General features: G+C 73.5%; 13 protein-coding genes. 3 read left to right on the plus strand and 10 right to left on the minus strand.

Annotation, left to right across the window (positions count from 1 at the left end):
- Positions 1-483: 483 nt before the first annotated feature.
- Positions 484-1746: a DUF4192 domain-containing protein gene (locus J7E94_RS27920; protein WP_215019582.1), complete on the minus strand. Its 1263-nt coding sequence runs from the start codon at positions 1744-1746 to the stop codon at positions 484-486.
- 141 nt (positions 1747-1887) lie between these two features.
- Between J7E94_RS27920 and J7E94_RS27925 the strand changes: the two genes are divergently transcribed.
- Together J7E94_RS27925 and J7E94_RS27930 are read left to right on the plus strand one after the other, a co-directional pair.
- Positions 1888-4047, plus strand: a complete 2160-nt coding sequence (locus tag J7E94_RS27925) for a RecQ family ATP-dependent DNA helicase (RefSeq protein WP_215019583.1) — start codon at positions 1888-1890, stop codon at positions 4045-4047.
- Between the two features lie 214 nt (positions 4048-4261).
- Positions 4262-4891, plus strand: coding sequence for a hypothetical protein (locus tag J7E94_RS27930; RefSeq protein ID WP_215019584.1), 630 nt, complete (start codon positions 4262-4264; stop codon positions 4889-4891).
- A 189-nt stretch (positions 4892-5080) separates the two neighbouring features.
- Here the strand turns inward: J7E94_RS27930 and J7E94_RS27935 are convergent, their stop codons facing one another.
- The 3 genes from J7E94_RS27935 to J7E94_RS27945 form a co-directional block, all read right to left on the minus strand.
- The gene (locus J7E94_RS27935; protein WP_215019585.1) at positions 5081-5782 is read right to left on the minus strand and encodes a hypothetical protein; all 702 of its coding nucleotides are present in this window, start codon (positions 5780-5782) and stop codon (positions 5081-5083) included.
- Positions 5783-5790: 8 nt separating this feature from the next.
- Positions 5791-6501, minus strand: a complete 711-nt coding sequence (locus J7E94_RS27940; protein ID WP_215019586.1) for a ribonuclease HII — start codon at positions 6499-6501, stop codon at positions 5791-5793.
- 70 nt (positions 6502-6571) lie between these two features.
- Positions 6572-7174 carry a TetR/AcrR family transcriptional regulator gene (locus J7E94_RS27945; protein ID WP_215019594.1) on the minus strand — a complete coding sequence of 201 codons (603 nt, stop codon included), beginning with the start codon at positions 7172-7174 and terminating at the stop codon, positions 6572-6574.
- 140 nt (positions 7175-7314) lie between these two features.
- On the opposite strand from J7E94_RS27945, the gene J7E94_RS27950 reads away from it, so the two are divergent.
- Positions 7315-8868 (plus strand): MFS transporter, encoded by a 1554-nt coding sequence (locus J7E94_RS27950; protein ID WP_215019587.1) that lies wholly within the window; start codon positions 7315-7317, stop codon positions 8866-8868.
- A 72-nt stretch (positions 8869-8940) separates the two neighbouring features.
- Here the strand turns inward: J7E94_RS27950 and J7E94_RS27955 are convergent, their stop codons facing one another.
- From J7E94_RS27955 to J7E94_RS27980, 6 genes are all read right to left on the minus strand, one after another.
- On the minus strand, positions 8941-10974 hold the full coding sequence (locus J7E94_RS27955) for a DUF4173 domain-containing protein (RefSeq protein WP_215019588.1): 2034 nt from the start codon (positions 10972-10974) through the stop codon (positions 8941-8943).
- A 170-nt stretch (positions 10975-11144) separates the two neighbouring features.
- Positions 11145-12059 (minus strand): ADP-ribosylglycohydrolase family protein, encoded by a 915-nt coding sequence (locus tag J7E94_RS27960; RefSeq protein WP_215019589.1) that lies wholly within the window; start codon positions 12057-12059, stop codon positions 11145-11147.
- Positions 12060-12084: 25 nt separating this feature from the next.
- The gene (locus J7E94_RS27965; protein WP_215019590.1) at positions 12085-12744 is read right to left on the minus strand and encodes a histidine phosphatase family protein; all 660 of its coding nucleotides are present in this window, start codon (positions 12742-12744) and stop codon (positions 12085-12087) included.
- Between the two features lie 73 nt (positions 12745-12817).
- Complete coding sequence (locus J7E94_RS27970; RefSeq protein ID WP_215019591.1) at positions 12818-13423, minus strand: YdbC family protein; 606 nt, start codon at positions 13421-13423, stop codon at positions 12818-12820.
- 136 nt (positions 13424-13559) lie between these two features.
- Positions 13560-14306 carry a DUF2071 domain-containing protein gene (locus J7E94_RS27975; RefSeq protein WP_215019592.1) on the minus strand — a complete coding sequence of 249 codons (747 nt, stop codon included), beginning with the start codon at positions 14304-14306 and terminating at the stop codon, positions 13560-13562.
- Complete coding sequence (locus J7E94_RS27980; RefSeq protein ID WP_215019593.1) at positions 14306-14644, minus strand: metalloregulator ArsR/SmtB family transcription factor; 339 nt, start codon at positions 14642-14644, stop codon at positions 14306-14308. Before J7E94_RS27980 ends, J7E94_RS27975 begins: the two co-directional genes overlap by 1 nt.
- Between the last annotated feature and the right edge of the window lie 171 nt (positions 14645-14815).

Genomic DNA, 14815 nt, shown 5'->3' on the forward strand with positions numbered 1-14815 from the left:
CCACGCAGATCACGGCCCCGTGCACGGGCGGCAGTTCGGGCCTGCGGGCAGCAGGCAAGCCGGGTGGTCGGGGAGATGCGGGGTGAGACATGTGTCGCCTTGTCTGCGCTCCGGTCGGTTCAGCTGGGCGGCGGCGCGGCCGGGCCCCCACCACCCCCCAGCTGAACGCCCCCGCCCCCGCCTGGGTCACGGGCCCGGGCCCCGGCCGCGCGCGCCCGGGGTGAAGACGGCGGCGAAGCGCCGCGCCCACGGCGCACCACAGCCGTCGCATCGGAGCACCACAGCGGGGCGGGCGCGACCTCGGCCGCGGACACTGGCTCGTACTCGTACTCGTACTCGTACTCGCACTCGAACTCGGACACGGATTCGACTTCAGCCCCAGACCCGGACCCGCACCCGGATTCGCACCCGGATTCGGACTCGGACCCGGACTCGGACCCGGACGACGCGAGCTCGGACGGAGACCCGGGCCCCGGCGCCGGCTCACTGCCCGCTCCCCGTGGTGCGGCGGGACTCGCGGCGGGTGCCCGTCCTGCCGGGACGGCCCGGCGGGCGGGTGCCCGCCTTGGGGCGCCCCCGCCGGGGCTCGCGGCGCCGCCGCTCCTCCCGCAGGCACTCCCGCAGGCCCTCGGGGTCGACGCCCTCGTTGCAGGCGTGGTGCAGCAGCTGGGCGAAGCGGTATTCGGCGTCCGCCCGCAGGGCCAGGCCGAGCGCGATCCGGGCCGTCGGCTCGTCACCCGTGGACCAGGAGACCCAGCCGGCCAGGGTGAGCGGAGCCGCGGCGTGCTCGCCGTAGGCCCCGATGCAGCGCCGGGCGAGCGCCCGCCACAACCGCAGGGCGGGGGCCGCCTCCTCGTCCTCCATCCACTCGGCGGCGATGTCCCGGATCTCCCGGTCCTGCAGGCCGAGGATCAGCGAGGCGGCCTCGTCGTGGCCGAGCAGCGCGTCGTCCCAGTCGTCCGCGTGCGGGCCGCCCTCGGCGGGCGGAGCGAGGGTCATCCGCGTCATCAGGGTCCGGGCCAGGGTGAGGGTCTCGGCGCCGACCTCCTCACGGGTGGCCCCGTCGAGGATCTTCGGCACGAGCGCGGCGGCCACCCGGTCCAGGGCCCGCTCCATGTCCACGGCCACCTCACCGCGCAGCGGTGCCAGCCGGCCCTCGATGTCCTTGAGCGAGCCCCGGACCTGGAGCCCGGCAAAGGTGGCCGCGGCGGCCATCACCGAGGTCCCGACCGCGGCCAGCGGGCTGCCCTCGGCCGGGCAGCAGCGCTCGTCGGGGCACACATAGGACCAGAACCGGCCCGCGGAGAGGCACAGGGCCTCCAGTACGGGCACGTCCAGGGCTCCGCAGGCGAGGCGGATCCGCTGGGCGAGCGGCCGCAGCCGGGTCATCACCCGCTGGCCGCTCTCCTCGCCGCGCGGCTCCTGGCAGAGGAAGACGACGATGCCGTCGGGCTTGCCTCCGCGCCGCTCGCTGCCCCGGATCAGGCAGTCGGCGACCTGCCGGGCGGTGTCCTCCCATTCCGCGGGGGTGGCCGGGATGCCGACGCGGAGCCGGCCGCCGAAACGCCCGCCCTCGCCGTGGACGGCGACCATGACGAGGGAGTCGGTCGGGTGGAAGCCGAGCATGTAGGGCAGCGCGTCGGCCAGTTCGGCCGGGCTGCGCAGGGTGATCTGGGGGTCGGTGGTTCCGGCCGGGCTGATGGACGGCCGGTCGGACGGGATGCGTGGTTCGTTGTTGTTCGTCATGCCACGAAGGTCCCGTGCGTGATCCGATCCGGAAACCCCTGTGGATAACTCGGAGAACGGGGGCAACCATGTGACCGTTCAACATCCACAGGCTCGGGGCGGCATTGGCGCGATGTCAGAGGCATCGGGTTGCATGGAGGCATGAACGCAGACCTGAGGTCCTCGGCCGACTCCGTACTCGCCCGTCTCGTGGGCGACCCCACGGGTACCGCTCGGCTGCGCGAGGACCAGTGGCGGGCGATCGAAGCGCTCGTCGCGCACAAGCGGCGGGCCCTGGTCGTGCAGCGCACGGGCTGGGGCAAGTCCGCGGTGTACTTCGTCGCCACCTCGCTGCTGCGGGCGAGCGGCGCCGGCCCCACCGTGATCGTCTCCCCGCTCCTGGCGCTGATGCGCAACCAGGTCGAAGCCGCGGCCCGGGCCGGTATCCGCGCCCGCACCATCAACTCCGCCAACCCCGAGGAGTGGGAGAGGATCCAGGCCGAGGTCGCGGCGGGCGAGGTGGACGTCCTTCTGGTGAGCCCGGAGCGGCTCAACAACCCGGACTTCCGCGACCAGGTCCTCCCCAAGCTCTCCGCCGCGACGGGTCTGCTCGTCGTGGACGAGGCCCACTGCATCTCCGACTGGGGGCACGACTTCCGGCCCGACTACCGCCGGCTGCGCACCATGCTCGCCGACCTCCCGCCCGGCGTCCCGGTGCTGGCCACCACCGCCACGGCCAACGCCCGTGTGACGGCCGACGTCGCCGAACAGCTGGGCACCGGAGCCGGCACGGACGCGCTGGTCCTGCGCGGCGCCCTCGACCGCGAGAGCCTGAGCCTGGCGGTGCTGGCCCTGCCCGACGCGGCGCACCGGCTGGCGTGGCTCGCCGACCACCTCGGGGAGCTGCCCGGCTCCGGGATCATCTACACGCTGACCGTCGCGGCGGCCGAGGAGGTCACCGCCTACCTGCGCCACCGCGGGCACACGGTCTCCTCGTACACGGGCAAGACGGAGAACGCCGACCGCCAGCAGGCCGAGGACGACCTCCAGGCCAACCGGGTCAAGGCCCTGGTGGCGACCTCCGCCCTCGGGATGGGCTTCGACAAGCCCGACCTCGGCTTCGTCGTGCACCTGGGCTCGCCCTCCTCCCCCATCGCCTACTACCAGCAGGTCGGCCGCGCAGGCCGCGGCGTGGAGCACGCGGAGGTGCTGCTTCTCCCGGGCCGCGAGGACGAGGCGATCTGGCAGTACTTCGCCTCGGTGGCGTTCCCCCCGGAGGAGCAGGTGCGCCGCACCCTCGACGTCCTGGCCCAGGCGGGCCGGCCGCTGTCACTGCCCGCCCTGGAACCCCTGGTCGACCTGCGCCGCACCCGGCTGGAGACGATGCTCAAGGTCCTGGACGTGGACGGGGCCGTGCACCGGGTCAAGGGCGGCTGGACCTCGACCGGCGAGCCGTGGGCGTACGACGCCGAGCGCTACGCGTGGGTGGCCCGCCAGCGGGCCGCCGAGCAGCAGGCCATGCGCGACTACGCGGCCGCCACCGGATGCCGGATGGAGTTCCTGCGCCGCCAGCTCGACGACGAGGAGGCCGCCCCCTGCGGGCGCTGTGACAACTGCGCGGGAGCCCGGTTCACCGCCGATGTCTCCACCACCGCGCTGGACACCGCACGCGGTGAACTCGGCCGCCCTGGTGTGGAGCTGGAGCCGCGCAAGATGTGGCCGACCGGGCTGGCGGCCGTCGGCGTCGACCTCAAGGGCCGTATCCCCGCCGGGGAGCAGTCCTCCACCGGCCGGGCTCTGGGCCGGCTCTCCGACATCGGCTGGGGCAACCGGCTGCGCCCGATGCTCGCCCCGAACGCCCCCGACCAGGCGGTCCCGGACGATGTCGCGCAGGCCGTGATCGCGGTCCTCGCCGACTGGGCCCGCGGCCCGGGCGGCTGGGCCTCGGGGGCACCTGACGCCCCGGCCCGGCCGGTGGGCGTGGTCGCGCTGCCCTCGCGCAGCCGCCCCCAGCTGGTCGGTTCGCTGGCCGCCCGAATCGCGGAGGTCGGCCGGATGCCACTGCTCGGAACGATCGCGTACACGGACCAGGTCCCCGAGTACGGACTGCCCTCCTCCAACAGCGCCCAGCGGGTCAGGGGGCTCCACCAGGCCTTGACCGTGCCGCCTGCCCTGGCGGCGACACTGGCGGAGGCAGCGGGACCGGTGCTCCTCGTGGACGACCGCGCCGAGAGCGGATGGACCCTCGCGGTGGCCGCCCGGCTGCTGCGGCGGGCGGGGGCGAAGGGGGTGTTCCCGCTGGTGCTGGCGCTCCAGCCGTAGCGGAATGCGTCATGTTCGGTGTGGCGGGGCAAGGATATGAACGGCATACCGGCGAATTCCGGTCGGCGGCTCCAATTGCTCGTTGCCGCAGGCTCGGACGCCACGCGAGAATCGGAGTGCTCCCGCTCGGCTCCCCGGCACTCCCCTGGGCCGCGCTGCGGCGCGCCCAACTCCAGCTGTGCCCGCTCGCGGGCGTGTACCCGAAGGGAGGACCGTGACCTTCGGATTCGCCCCGCCCTCGACCACGTCCCTGACAACTGCGACCGGCGGCGCCAGCCGGCACGGCCGACTGCTGGAACCCGCCGCATGGACGGCGGCGGGCATCCCGCTGCTGCGCAACCCGCGCGAGGTCGTCAGCGGGCTGCACTCCCGGCACAGCCCGGTGCCGTCGACTGCGGTCATCGCCGTCCTCGGCCCGGAGGAACAGCTCGTCGCGAGCGCCTCGTTCGTGCAGCGCTCCGTCTCGGCTGACGGCTGGGAGTACCGCAACGCCCTGCTGTCCCGGCTTCGCCGCGTGCTGCCGCACGACCTGCGGCGCCGGACACCCGTGCGGACGGCGGTGCTGCTCTACTGCCGTGAAGGCGACGAGCGTTGGACCGAGGAGGACGGGGCGTGGATGTGGGGGCTGCGAGACGCCTGCACCCTGCACGGCCTGCGCTGCGGCGCGTACATCACGCTGACCCGCGGCGGCTGGCAGGTGCTGGGCGAAGGACGGGGCGGCCGGCGGCCCAGTTCGGAATCGCGGCCCCAGCGGCTCGGCGACACCGTGGCCGAGTTCGCTCCGCTCGCGCTGCACACCGGCGGCGGCGCGGCCGAGGCCCTGCGCCGGACCGCCGCGCGCTGACCCCGGTACCGCCGCACCCCTGACCCTCGTACCGCCGCGCCCTGAGCCAGGCGTGCCCCGGCGGACCGCTTCCGGGCAGGCCTCACGGCCGTACACCCTGAAGCGGGCGTACGGCGGATCAGCCTCCGGGCTTCAGCGGGGCCGGCCCGAGGCCCGCCCCGCCCCTCGCCCGTGCCGGGGTACGGGGCGTCAGACGCCCGTACCCAGCACGGAGTTGACCTGCTTCGGGTCACCGCACACGATCAGCAGTGCACCGGCCCGCGCGAGCGCGACCGGCAGGGCGCCCGCGACGGACTCGACCGGTCCGCCGTTGACCGCGAAGACCACGACCGGACGGCCGTCGGCGCGCTGGGCCTGCGCCGCGTCCGCGTAGAAGACGTCGTCCCCGGCGTCGTGCAGGGCCCAGTACGCGGCCTCGCCGAAGGACAGCTCGTGCGCGGCCCACGGGTGCGGGTCGCCACTGGTGAGCACCAGGATGTCGCCGGGCGCGCGCCCGGTGTCGAGCAGCAGGTCGACGGCCTCTTCGGCCGCGTCCAGGGCGCCCTCGGCGGAGGCCGGGATCAGCTGGATCTGCGGCACCGCCGCCGACACGGACGGCGCGGTGGGGGCTGCCGGGGCAGCGGGGGCTGCGGGAACAGGTCCGGGGGTGGCCTGCGGAGCGCGCTGCGCGGGCGGTGCGGGCCGGACGGGACCGGGGCGTCCGGGCCGCGGTACGGCTACGGGACGCGGACCAGGTACGGGGCGGGGGGTCTGCGCGGTGCGGCTCGCGGCCGGCGTGACGCGGGGACCCTGGGCACTCTCGTGAATCTGAGGCTCCTCGATGGCGGGGGTGAGAGGCGTGACGTGATGTCTATCAAACACCGGTACGAAACGTACCGGTCGGTTGCACATGGGTGCGATCAGAAATCGAAGCCGAGTTGGCCTCCGTTTTCCAGCTCCAATGCCTCCTCGCTGCGGCGCACCTTCTTCAGATGGCGCCACCGGGGCAGCGCGTCGAGGTACGCCCACGAGAGCCGGTGATAGGGGGTGGGCCCCAGCACCTCCAGCGCCGCCCGGTGTACGGGCGAGGGATATCCGGCGTTGGCCCCGAAGGCGAAGTCCTCGATTCCGCCGCCCTGTTCACCCAGCACGGCCATCATGCGGTCGCGCCGGACCTTGGCGATGACCGAGGCCGCGGCGACCGCCACGCACGACTGATCGCCCTTGATCACCGTACGGACCCGCCAGGGCGAACCGAGGTAGTCGTGCTTGCCGTCGAGGATCACCGCGTCGGGGCGGACCGGCAGGCCCCCCAGGGCGCGCTCCGCCGCGAGGCGCAGGGCGGCGGTCATCCCCAGCTCGTCGATCTCCTCCGGGGAGGCATGCCCGAGGGCGTACGCGGCGACCCAGTCCTCCAGGACGCCGACGAGAGCGTCGCGCCGCTTGGGGGTGAGCAGTTTGGAGTCGGTGAGTCCGGCGGGCGGCCGGCGCAGACCGGTGATCGCCGCGCACACGGTGACGGGACCGGCCCAGGCCCCTCGTCCGACTTCGTCGACCCCGGCGATGACCTTGGCGCCGGTGGTTGCACGGAGGGAGCGTTCGACGGTGTGGGTGGGTGCTTCGTACGGCATGGCGCCAGCAAGGTTACGCCGCCCCGCGCCGCCTGCACACCCCGCCCCTGGTACGACCGGCGGCCGCGTCTCACCTCCTGAGCAGCGGGACCATCACCTCGTCGATCAGCTCCCCGATGTCCGGATCCACCCATTCGCTCCCGCACACCTTCGCGCGGTACATGAGCATCGCGGGAATGACATCCACGACAAACGGACCTGTAGCGTCCGCTCGCACGTCGCCCCGCCCGATTCCCCGCCGTACAAGCTCCCTGATCAGCCGCTGCGCCGGCTCGTGCACACCTGACCAGATGACCCCGTGGAAGCGGTCGGCCTGCTCGCGATCGCATTCGTGAAGGACGGATCGCAGGGCCTGCCCGGCGCGCGAATGCATCACGTCCCGCATCCGCACACACAGCAGATACAGGTCCTCGCGGATCGATCCGCGGTCGGGGATCTCGCCGATCTGGGGCAGGCAGGTCCGCAGCGCATCGGTCACCAGGTCCGCCTTGGAAGGCCAGCGCCGGTAGAGAGCCGCCTTGCCGGTGTGCGCACCGGCCGCGACGCCCTCCATGGTGAGCGCGTTCCAGCCGACCGTGCCCAACTGCTCCAACGCGGCGTCGAGAATCGCCCGTTCGAGTTCGGGGCCGCGCCTGCGCCCCGGTGACGCCGCCGACCAGCGCGAACCCACCATGTCCCCAGCCTCCGAGCGATCCGCGCGCCCCCGCACACATTTTCAGCCTTAGTGAACGCTTGCGTTCCCTAAGGATCCACTCCTACCGTGGACCCACAGTGAACGAATGCGTTCACTATTTCACTTTGGGGGGATCCACAGTGACAAGCTCTCAACTCGCCACACCCCGGATACCGGGCGCGGCCCGCCGGGAAGGGCGCCCCGGAGTGGCGCTCGCCGTCATCGCCGCCTGCCAGCTCATGGTCGTCCTCGACGCGACGATCGTGAACATCGCCCTCCCGCACATCCAGGACGCGCTCCACTTCTCCACCACCGACCTCTCCTGGGTGCTCAGCGCCTACACGCTCACCTTCGGCGGCCTGCTCCTCCTCGGCGGCCGGGCCGGCGACATCCTGGGCCGCCGACGCGTGTTCATGGCCGGAATCCTGCTCTTCACGCTCGCCTCCCTCCTCGGCGGCTTCGCCCAAGAGCCCTGGCAGCTGCTCGCCGCCCGCGCCCTGCAAGGGGTCGGTGGCGCGATCGCCTCCCCGACCTCGCTCGCCCTGATCACCACGACCTTCGCCGAAGGACCCGAACGCAACCGCGCCTTCGGGGTGTTCGCCGCGGTCTCCGCGGGCGGCGGCGCGATCGGCCTGCTGGCCGGCGGCATGCTGACCGAGTGGCTCGACTGGCGCTGGGTCCTCTTCGTCAACGTCCCGATCGGCGTGCTGATCGCGGTCCTCGCCCCGCTCTACATCACCGAGTCCGAACGCCACCCCGGCCGCTTCGACATCGCCGGAGCCCTCACCTCCACCGGCGGCATGGCCTCGCTCGTCTACGGGTTCATCCGCGCCTCCGAGGACGGCTGGCGCGACTCCCTCACCCTCGGCTCGTTCGCCGCGGCCGTCGTCCTGCTCGCGCTCTTCGCGGCCATCGAGTCCCGGGCCCGCGAACCGATCGTCCCGCTGCGGATGTTCGCCGACCGCAACCGCGCCGGCACCTACGTGATCATGCTCGGCCTGGCCGCCGCGATGTTCGGCATGTTCTTCTTCATCGTCCAGTTCGTGCAGAACGTGCTCGGCTTCTCCCCGATCCAGTCCGGACTCGGCTTCCTGCCCGTGACCGTTGCCATCGTCACGGCCGCCGGCCTCTCGCAGCGCTTCCTGCCGCGCTTCGGCCCCAAGCCGTTCATGGTCACCGGAACCGCCCTCGTGGGCACCGGCCTGGCCTGGCTGGGCTTCATCCGGACCGACAGCTCGTACGCGACCGGGGTGCTCGGGCCGATGCTCCTGTTCGGCTTCGGCATGGGCCTCAACTTCGTGACCCTCACGCTCACCGCCGTCTCCGGGGTGGCGGCGAAGGAGGCGGGCGCGGCCTCCGGGCTGCTCAACGCCAGCCAGCAGGTCGGCGGTTCACTCGGCCTGTCCATCCTGGTCACCGTGTTCGGAACGGCCAGCCGCGAGGAGGCCGAGCACCAGGTCCCGGCCTTCATGGCGCAGGCCGATCCGAGCGCGCTGGCCGCCTTCAAGGAGAGCGGCCGGCTGCCCGACCCCTGGGGGGACCTCGTCCTCACCCAGGGCATCTCGACCGCGTTCGCCGCCGCCGTGGCGATGGCGTGCCTCGCCCTGGCCACCGCGCTGCTGGTGATCCGGGTGCGCAAGAGCGACCTGGCGGCCCTCAACGGCGCCGCCGAGAAGGCCGGTCCGGCGGCCTGACCGCGGCCGCCCGTACGAGGGCCCGGGCTCGGGAGGTGGTCCCGCGCCCGGACCCTCGTACGGGCGCGCCCCTCAGAGATCGCTGCGGTCGGCGAAGACGCCCAGGCGGGAGCAGACCTCGTACGGGGCCGTCACGGGGCGCTCGCGCAGGATCTGCCGGGCCCGGTACTCGCCCAGGCTCATCGCGTACCAGGGGACCTCGCCGGCCCGGGAGATCTCGTCGCTGATCCCGCGCAGTGCGCAGGACCTGCGGGGCTCGGGCAGTTTGTCGAGGGCGGGAACGGCGTCCGCCGACAGGGACTGGAAGTAGGCCATGTCGATCTTGCCGTCCGCCTCGAAACGCGCCACGTTCCGCTCGGCGACCATCCCGTCCGGGGACAGCAGGCCGAAGGCCAGGACGGCGGCCGCCGCACTCCCCGCGACCGCGCGCGGCAGCCAGCGGGCTCCGAACACCCCGGCCGCCATGATCAGTACGATGACCAGCCCGAGCCACAGCTCCATGGCGGCCACCGACACGCGCAGCCTGGTCAGCCCGTACGCGTCCACGTAGAGATCCATCCGGCGCAGCGCGGAGGCGACGACGATCAGCGTCAGCGCACCCAGCACCCCGAGCACGATACGGACGAAGCGGCGGTCGCCGGCGCCGGAGCGCGGGGCCCAGCGCAGGGCGAACGCGATCACGGCCAAGGTGAGCAGGGTGGCCCAGAGCAGCTGCCAGAAGCCCTGCTTGGCGTACTCGGCGTAGGTGAGGCCGGTGCTCGCCAGGACCTTGTCGTAGCCGCCGAACAGGACCGCCAGCTGTACGGCGTTGAAGCCGGCGAAGAGCAGGTTGAGCACGATGAGCGGAAGGGCCCATTCGACGCGGGACCTCGGCTTGCCGGGGGCCACCTCGATCCGGTCCCAGCGCAGCGGGGCCGCGGCGGCGCGGGCGGCGGCCAGCGCGAGGAGGGTGCCGAGGAGGAAGAGCAGGGTCCGCACGGGCCCGTCCCCGACGGAGATGTCGGGCGTCAGATCGCCCAGCAGATCGGCGAAGGCGGCGTCGGCGGACGCGAACAGCGTGCCGAAGAGCACCAGGAGGACCACGGCGACGACGGCCGCCTTGGCCACGGGGAGCCAGCGGTCCTTGCTGACGCCGTTGCGGGAGCGCAGCCCGGTCCAGGCCCAGCCGGCCCCGGACACGGCGGCTGCGAAGAAGCCGAGCGGGCTGAGCAGGACGCCGGGCCAGGTGCGGCTGCCGTGCAGGGCCAGCGCGCCGAGCAGGATGGCGGAGAGGATCGCGAGCGTGGCGGGCCACGCGGCATCGCGCAGGGCCGGCACGGCGAGGAGGGCGAGGCAGCCGATCGCCCAGACCACGGTCCAGGGCCGGGCCGTACGGCGGGCCGCGCGGGCGGCGATGTACGCGGCGACGACGGCGGGCACGACGGCGAGCAGCAGGCCGAGGCCCAGGCCGTCGCCGAGGAGCAGGGCGGCCGCGAGCCCGGCCGCGAGGGCAGCGACGAGGGTCGCGGTCCGGATGGGCGCGGCCTCGGCGGGCCGTACGAGCAGGACCCAGGCGGCCGGCTCGGCGGCCTTGGCGCGGGCGGCGGCGTAGCGCCGCTGCTGCTCCTGCCAGGCCTGCCAGGCGGCGGCTTCGACGGGCGTCCCGGACACGCCGGGCGGCGTGCCGGGCCCGGCGGCAACGGGGGCTGCGGCGGGCACACCCGGGCCGGGGCCGACGGTGGCAGCGGCGGCGGGCGTTCCGGGCCTGGGGCCGCCCGGTGCCGCCGCGCCCCCGGCCGGAGCGGGCCCCGTCGCGGCGCCCTCGGTTCGGCCGGCCCCGGCGCCCTCGGTTCGGCCGGCCCCGGCGCCCTCGGTTCGGCCGGTCCCGGTCCTCCCGGCCCCGGTCCTCCCGGTCTCCGCGGCCAGCCCGGTCCCCGCGGCCAGCCCGGTCCCCGCGGCCAGCCCGGTCTCCGCGGCCGGCCCGGCCGCTGCCGCGCGTCCGTCCCCGGCCGGATTCACGGGCTCCGCAGCCGGCCCCCCGGCCGCGGCCTCGCCACGAGCCGCTGCTGCGGCTGCGGCTGCGGCTGCGGCCTCCGCACCGTCCACCCCGTCGGTGTGCTCTGACATCGGTTCCCCTCCACTGTCGGCCGCCCCCGGCGATCCGGTGGAGGCGGCGAAGCGGACAGCGTAGGCCGGTGCCCTGCAGTTTTGAACAGGATCAAAAGAACTCTGTGGCAGGACCGTGACAATCGGAACGGGACACTTCGCCCCGCCGAAGACACCGCGGCCGGCAACCGCTAACGCGCCACCGACTCCGGCACCCACGCCGGCAGGGCCTCGGTGCGCGCCAGCCACGCGGCCGGCAGCACCGACTCCCCGCGCGCCCCCAGCACCCCGCCCACGATCGCGCAGGTCGTGTCCACGTCCCCGCCCACCTGCGCGGTGGTCCAGAACGCCCGCTCGAAGTCGTCCAGCGCCCGCGCCGCCGACCACAGGGCGAACGGCACGGTGTCGTGGGCGCTCGTGCGCCGGCCGCAGCCCAGTACCGCCGCCACCGTGGTCGCGTCTCCGTAGTCCAGCATGTCCCGTGCCCGCCGCAGCCCGGCGCCCACCGCGCTGCGCGGCACGAGCGCGATCACCCCGTCCAGCAGGTCGGCGGCCTTCGGCGGCCCGTCCGTGGCGGCCGCCAGAGCGGCCGCGGCGGCCACGGCCATCGCCCCGCACACGGCCTCGCGGTGCTGGTGGGTGGTGTAGGCGGAGATCTCCGCCTGGTGCGTGGCCTGCTCGGGGTCGTCGGCGTACCAGGCGCCCAGCGGCGCGATCCGCATGGCGGCGCCGTTGCCCCACGAGCCCTGCCCGTTGAACAGTTCGGCGGCCAGCGTGCGCCAGTCCTCGCCCTCCCGGATCAGGCGCAGCATCCGGTTCACGGCGGGCCCGTAGCCCCGGTCGAAATCGTGGTGGTGGGCGAAGGAACTCGCGAGGGCGTCCTGGTCGATGCGTCCGTGCTCGGCGAGCACAGCCACCACCGAGCAGGCCATCTCGGTGTCGTCGGTCCACTGCCAGGTATCGGCGGCGGGCAGCTCGCGCCGCTTGAGCAGCGGGTAGTTCACGGGGACGAAGTACTGGGAGCCCAGGGCGTCCCCCAGCGCCAGCCCGCGGAGGCTGGCCAGGGCGCGTGCGTAGCGCCGTTCGGGAGTGGAGTCAGGGGTCATCCCGGGTCACTCTAGCCGTCCGGGTCTAGCCGTCCAGGTCATAAGGCTCGGGTGTGGTCCACCGCTCGAACGGGCGGTCCATCCGGTAGCGGCCGTCCGAGCCCAGCATGAGTACCCGGAATTCGCCGTTTCCCGGGTTGGACAGGGCCTCGAACTCGGCCACCGACCAGTGGAACCAGCGCATGCAGAACAGCCGCATGGTCAGCCCGTGCGTCACCAGCAGCACGTTCTGGGGGTGGTCGTCGGCCTCGAAGCTGCGGTAGAGGCTTTCCAGGAAGGCCCCGACCCGGTCGTACACGTCGGCCCCCGACTCGCCCTGGGCGAACCGGTAGAAGAAGTGCCCGTACGCGTCCCGGTACGCCTTCTGCAGCCGTACGTCGTCCCGGTCCTGCCAGTTGCCCCAGTCCTGCTCGCGCAGCCTGGGCTCCTCGCGCATCCGCACCCGCGCCGGGTCCAGGCGCAGCTCCCGGAAGGTCTGGAGGGTCCGGCGGTAGGGGGAGACGTACGCGCTGATCGTCTCTTCGCCGAAGAGCTCGCGCAGCCGTACGCCGGTCGCCGCGGCCTGCTCGCGCCCCGTCCGGGTCAGCCGCAGGGCGTGGTCGGGCTCCCGCTCGTACACCGAGTCGTCGGCATTGCCTTCCGATTCCCCGTGCCGGACAAGGACGATGCGTCGTGGTCGAACCATCCCACGACCCTATTCGGCCACCGGAGGGCCCGCTGACCGGGCACGCCGGTCGGGGCCGCCGATCGTCGTACGGTCATACCGTCCAGGAGGGTTCGAGGTCGACGACGTCACCGGTGAGGGCCTCGACATCGGCCTGGATCTGGGCGCGCAGGGAAAGCCGCTCGACCCGCTCCTGCCGGTACTTGCCGTGTTCGGCGGCCGCGTGCCACATCGACAGCACGAGGAACTCCCGGCCCGGGGCCTCGCCGAAGAGGCCGCGGATCATGCCGGGCGAGCCCGCCATGGCCGGATTCCACACCTTCTCCTGCATCAGGGCGAAGTGCTCGACCCGGCCCTCCCGGACCCGGGTGTGCGCGACCCGGACGACATCGGCGTCGGTGAAGCGCGGCTCGAAGCCGGTCTTCACGTCGAAGCGGTGGTCGAAGAGGGTCACCCGCAGACCGGTGTAGGTGCCGTTCTGTGCGGCGGCCAGCCGGTCGTGCGCACGGGCCATGAAGGAGTCGTAGAAGGAACGGCTCTCCCAGAAGGTGAAGACATGCGCGACCCCCTGCCGGCCCCGGCTCCAGCCGCCGCCCTGCCCCCGGAATCCCGGCTCGCCTGGCAACCCCGCCCATTTGCGCTGCCCGCGCTCGAACCCGCGTCGGTCCGTCACCGTGCAGCGAATCCACTTGACCAGCACGGCGCCATCGTACGGTCCCGGCGCGGCCCGGGTCAGTCCCCGGCGCGGCGGATCCGCACCAGTTCGGCCGCATCCCGCTCGGCCGGCCGAAACCCGAACTACCGCTCCCATACGGCGAGCTGCCGCGAGGGACCCGTCACGCGGCCGGCGCGGCGCATCCCGTAGCGGCGGCGGGGTCCAGCGGGTGCCACTGCACGGGCACGTCGCGCATCAGCAGCGCGCAGTCGAGGTGGGCCGTGCCGGGCGGAAAGCGATCGGGATCCTCGAAGAAGGAAGACTCGGCACGGGCGACCTCAGTGGCCTGGACCCGCCAGGCGTCGGTGTGCAGTTCCATCCCGTCGAGCCGGCCGGCGGCCCGCGCGGGCGAGTAGCCCCGCGCGCCCCGGCGGAAGAATTCGGAGGCCTCGGCCAGGTCGCCGAAGAGCCGGCTGCCGCACAGCTCGTCCGCGACCCGCGCCAGGACCCGTACGCGCGTGGAGGCGTCCTTCGTCTCGTACGCGACCCCGATCTCCTCCTGGGTCTCGCGTACGTCGAAGACGGCGGAGCCGTGCGCTCCGGGGAACACCCGGCCGCCTGCGAGTACGTTGAGGCGGGAGCCGCTGTCGCGGCGCGGGATCCAGACCCCGGTCTCGACCCCGTCCGGCCCGTCCCACTCGACGGAGATCCGGTGCGCGGCGTTCTCGCTGCGCATGCCGGTGCCGGCGGGCGCCCAGCGCGGCCGGGTGTCCCCGAGCCGCAGCAGGCAGATCCCGGCGACGGCCCAGCCGCCCGCGAGCTGCGGGCGCATCCCGGCCGGCAGCAGCCGCGCCGCCACCTCCGGGTCCACCCGGTAGTTCACGAGCAGCCTTCGCTCGATGACGCTCGCCATCTTCGGACTGATCATTACGCGCTCTCCCCCGACTCGCCCTTGCGCCGCTGGTGCCGGAGAACGATCTGCTCCGGGCACACCATGCTGAGAAACCGCCCCACGCAGGCGGCCAGCCGCTCCTCCACGAGTGTGTAGAGGATCCGGTTTCCGTCGCGCCGCTCCCGTACCAGCCCGGCGGACTTCAGCACCCCGAGGTGCCGTGACACGGACGGAGCGCTGATGGGGAACCGGCCGGCGATCTCCCCGGCAGCCATCTCCCCGCCGCGCAGATCCTCCAGAATCTGACGCCGTGTGGGATCGGCGAGCGCCCGGAAGACGCCGGCCTCGTCGTCGGTCTCGGTGTTCTCGGCCATGCGATCTTTTTAGCACATGAGCTAAATAGCTAAATACCCCGAGGTACGCGAGACGCCGCCCGGGCACGGGAAAGGGGAGGCCACCAAGGGTGGCCTCCCCTTCCGGGTGAGGTATCAGCGCCTCACCGCCGGTTGTACTGGGGACGTGCACTTATTCGGGGGGTGCAGTAT

Origin of the sequence: Streptomyces sp. ISL-94, from assembly GCF_018614075.1 — a bacterium.
Taxonomy (GTDB): Bacteria; Actinomycetota; Actinomycetes; order Streptomycetales; family Streptomycetaceae; genus Streptomyces.

Bases quoted from the DNA above. Each gene is read 5' to 3' on its own strand.
- J7E94_RS27940 (WP_215019586.1), bottom strand. From the start codon at position 6,501: ATGCCGTACGAAGCACCCACCCACACCGTCGAACGCTCCCTCCGTGCA.
- J7E94_RS27920 (WP_215019582.1), bottom strand. From the start codon at position 1,746: ATGACGAACAACAACGAACCACGCATCCCGTCCGACCGGCCGTCCATC.
- J7E94_RS27965 (WP_215019590.1), bottom strand. From the start codon at position 12,744: ATGGTTCGACCACGACGCATCGTCCTTGTCCGGCACGGGGAATCGGAA.
- J7E94_RS27955 (WP_215019588.1), bottom strand. From the start codon at position 10,974: ATGTCAGAGCACACCGACGGGGTGGACGGTGCGGAGGCCGCAGCCGCA.
- J7E94_RS27980 (WP_215019593.1), bottom strand. From the start codon at position 14,644: ATGGCCGAGAACACCGAGACCGACGACGAGGCCGGCGTCTTCCGGGCG.
- J7E94_RS27935 (WP_215019585.1), bottom strand. From the start codon at position 5,782: ATGTGCAACCGACCGGTACGTTTCGTACCGGTGTTTGATAGACATCAC.
- J7E94_RS27945 (WP_215019594.1), bottom strand. From the start codon at position 7,174: ATGGTGGGTTCGCGCTGGTCGGCGGCGTCACCGGGGCGCAGGCGCGGC.
- J7E94_RS27975 (WP_215019592.1), bottom strand. From the start codon at position 14,306: ATGATCAGTCCGAAGATGGCGAGCGTCATCGAGCGAAGGCTGCTCGTG.
- J7E94_RS27960 (WP_215019589.1), bottom strand. From the start codon at position 12,059: ATGACCCCTGACTCCACTCCCGAACGGCGCTACGCACGCGCCCTGGCC.
- J7E94_RS27925 (WP_215019583.1), top strand. From the start codon at position 1,888: ATGAACGCAGACCTGAGGTCCTCGGCCGACTCCGTACTCGCCCGTCTC.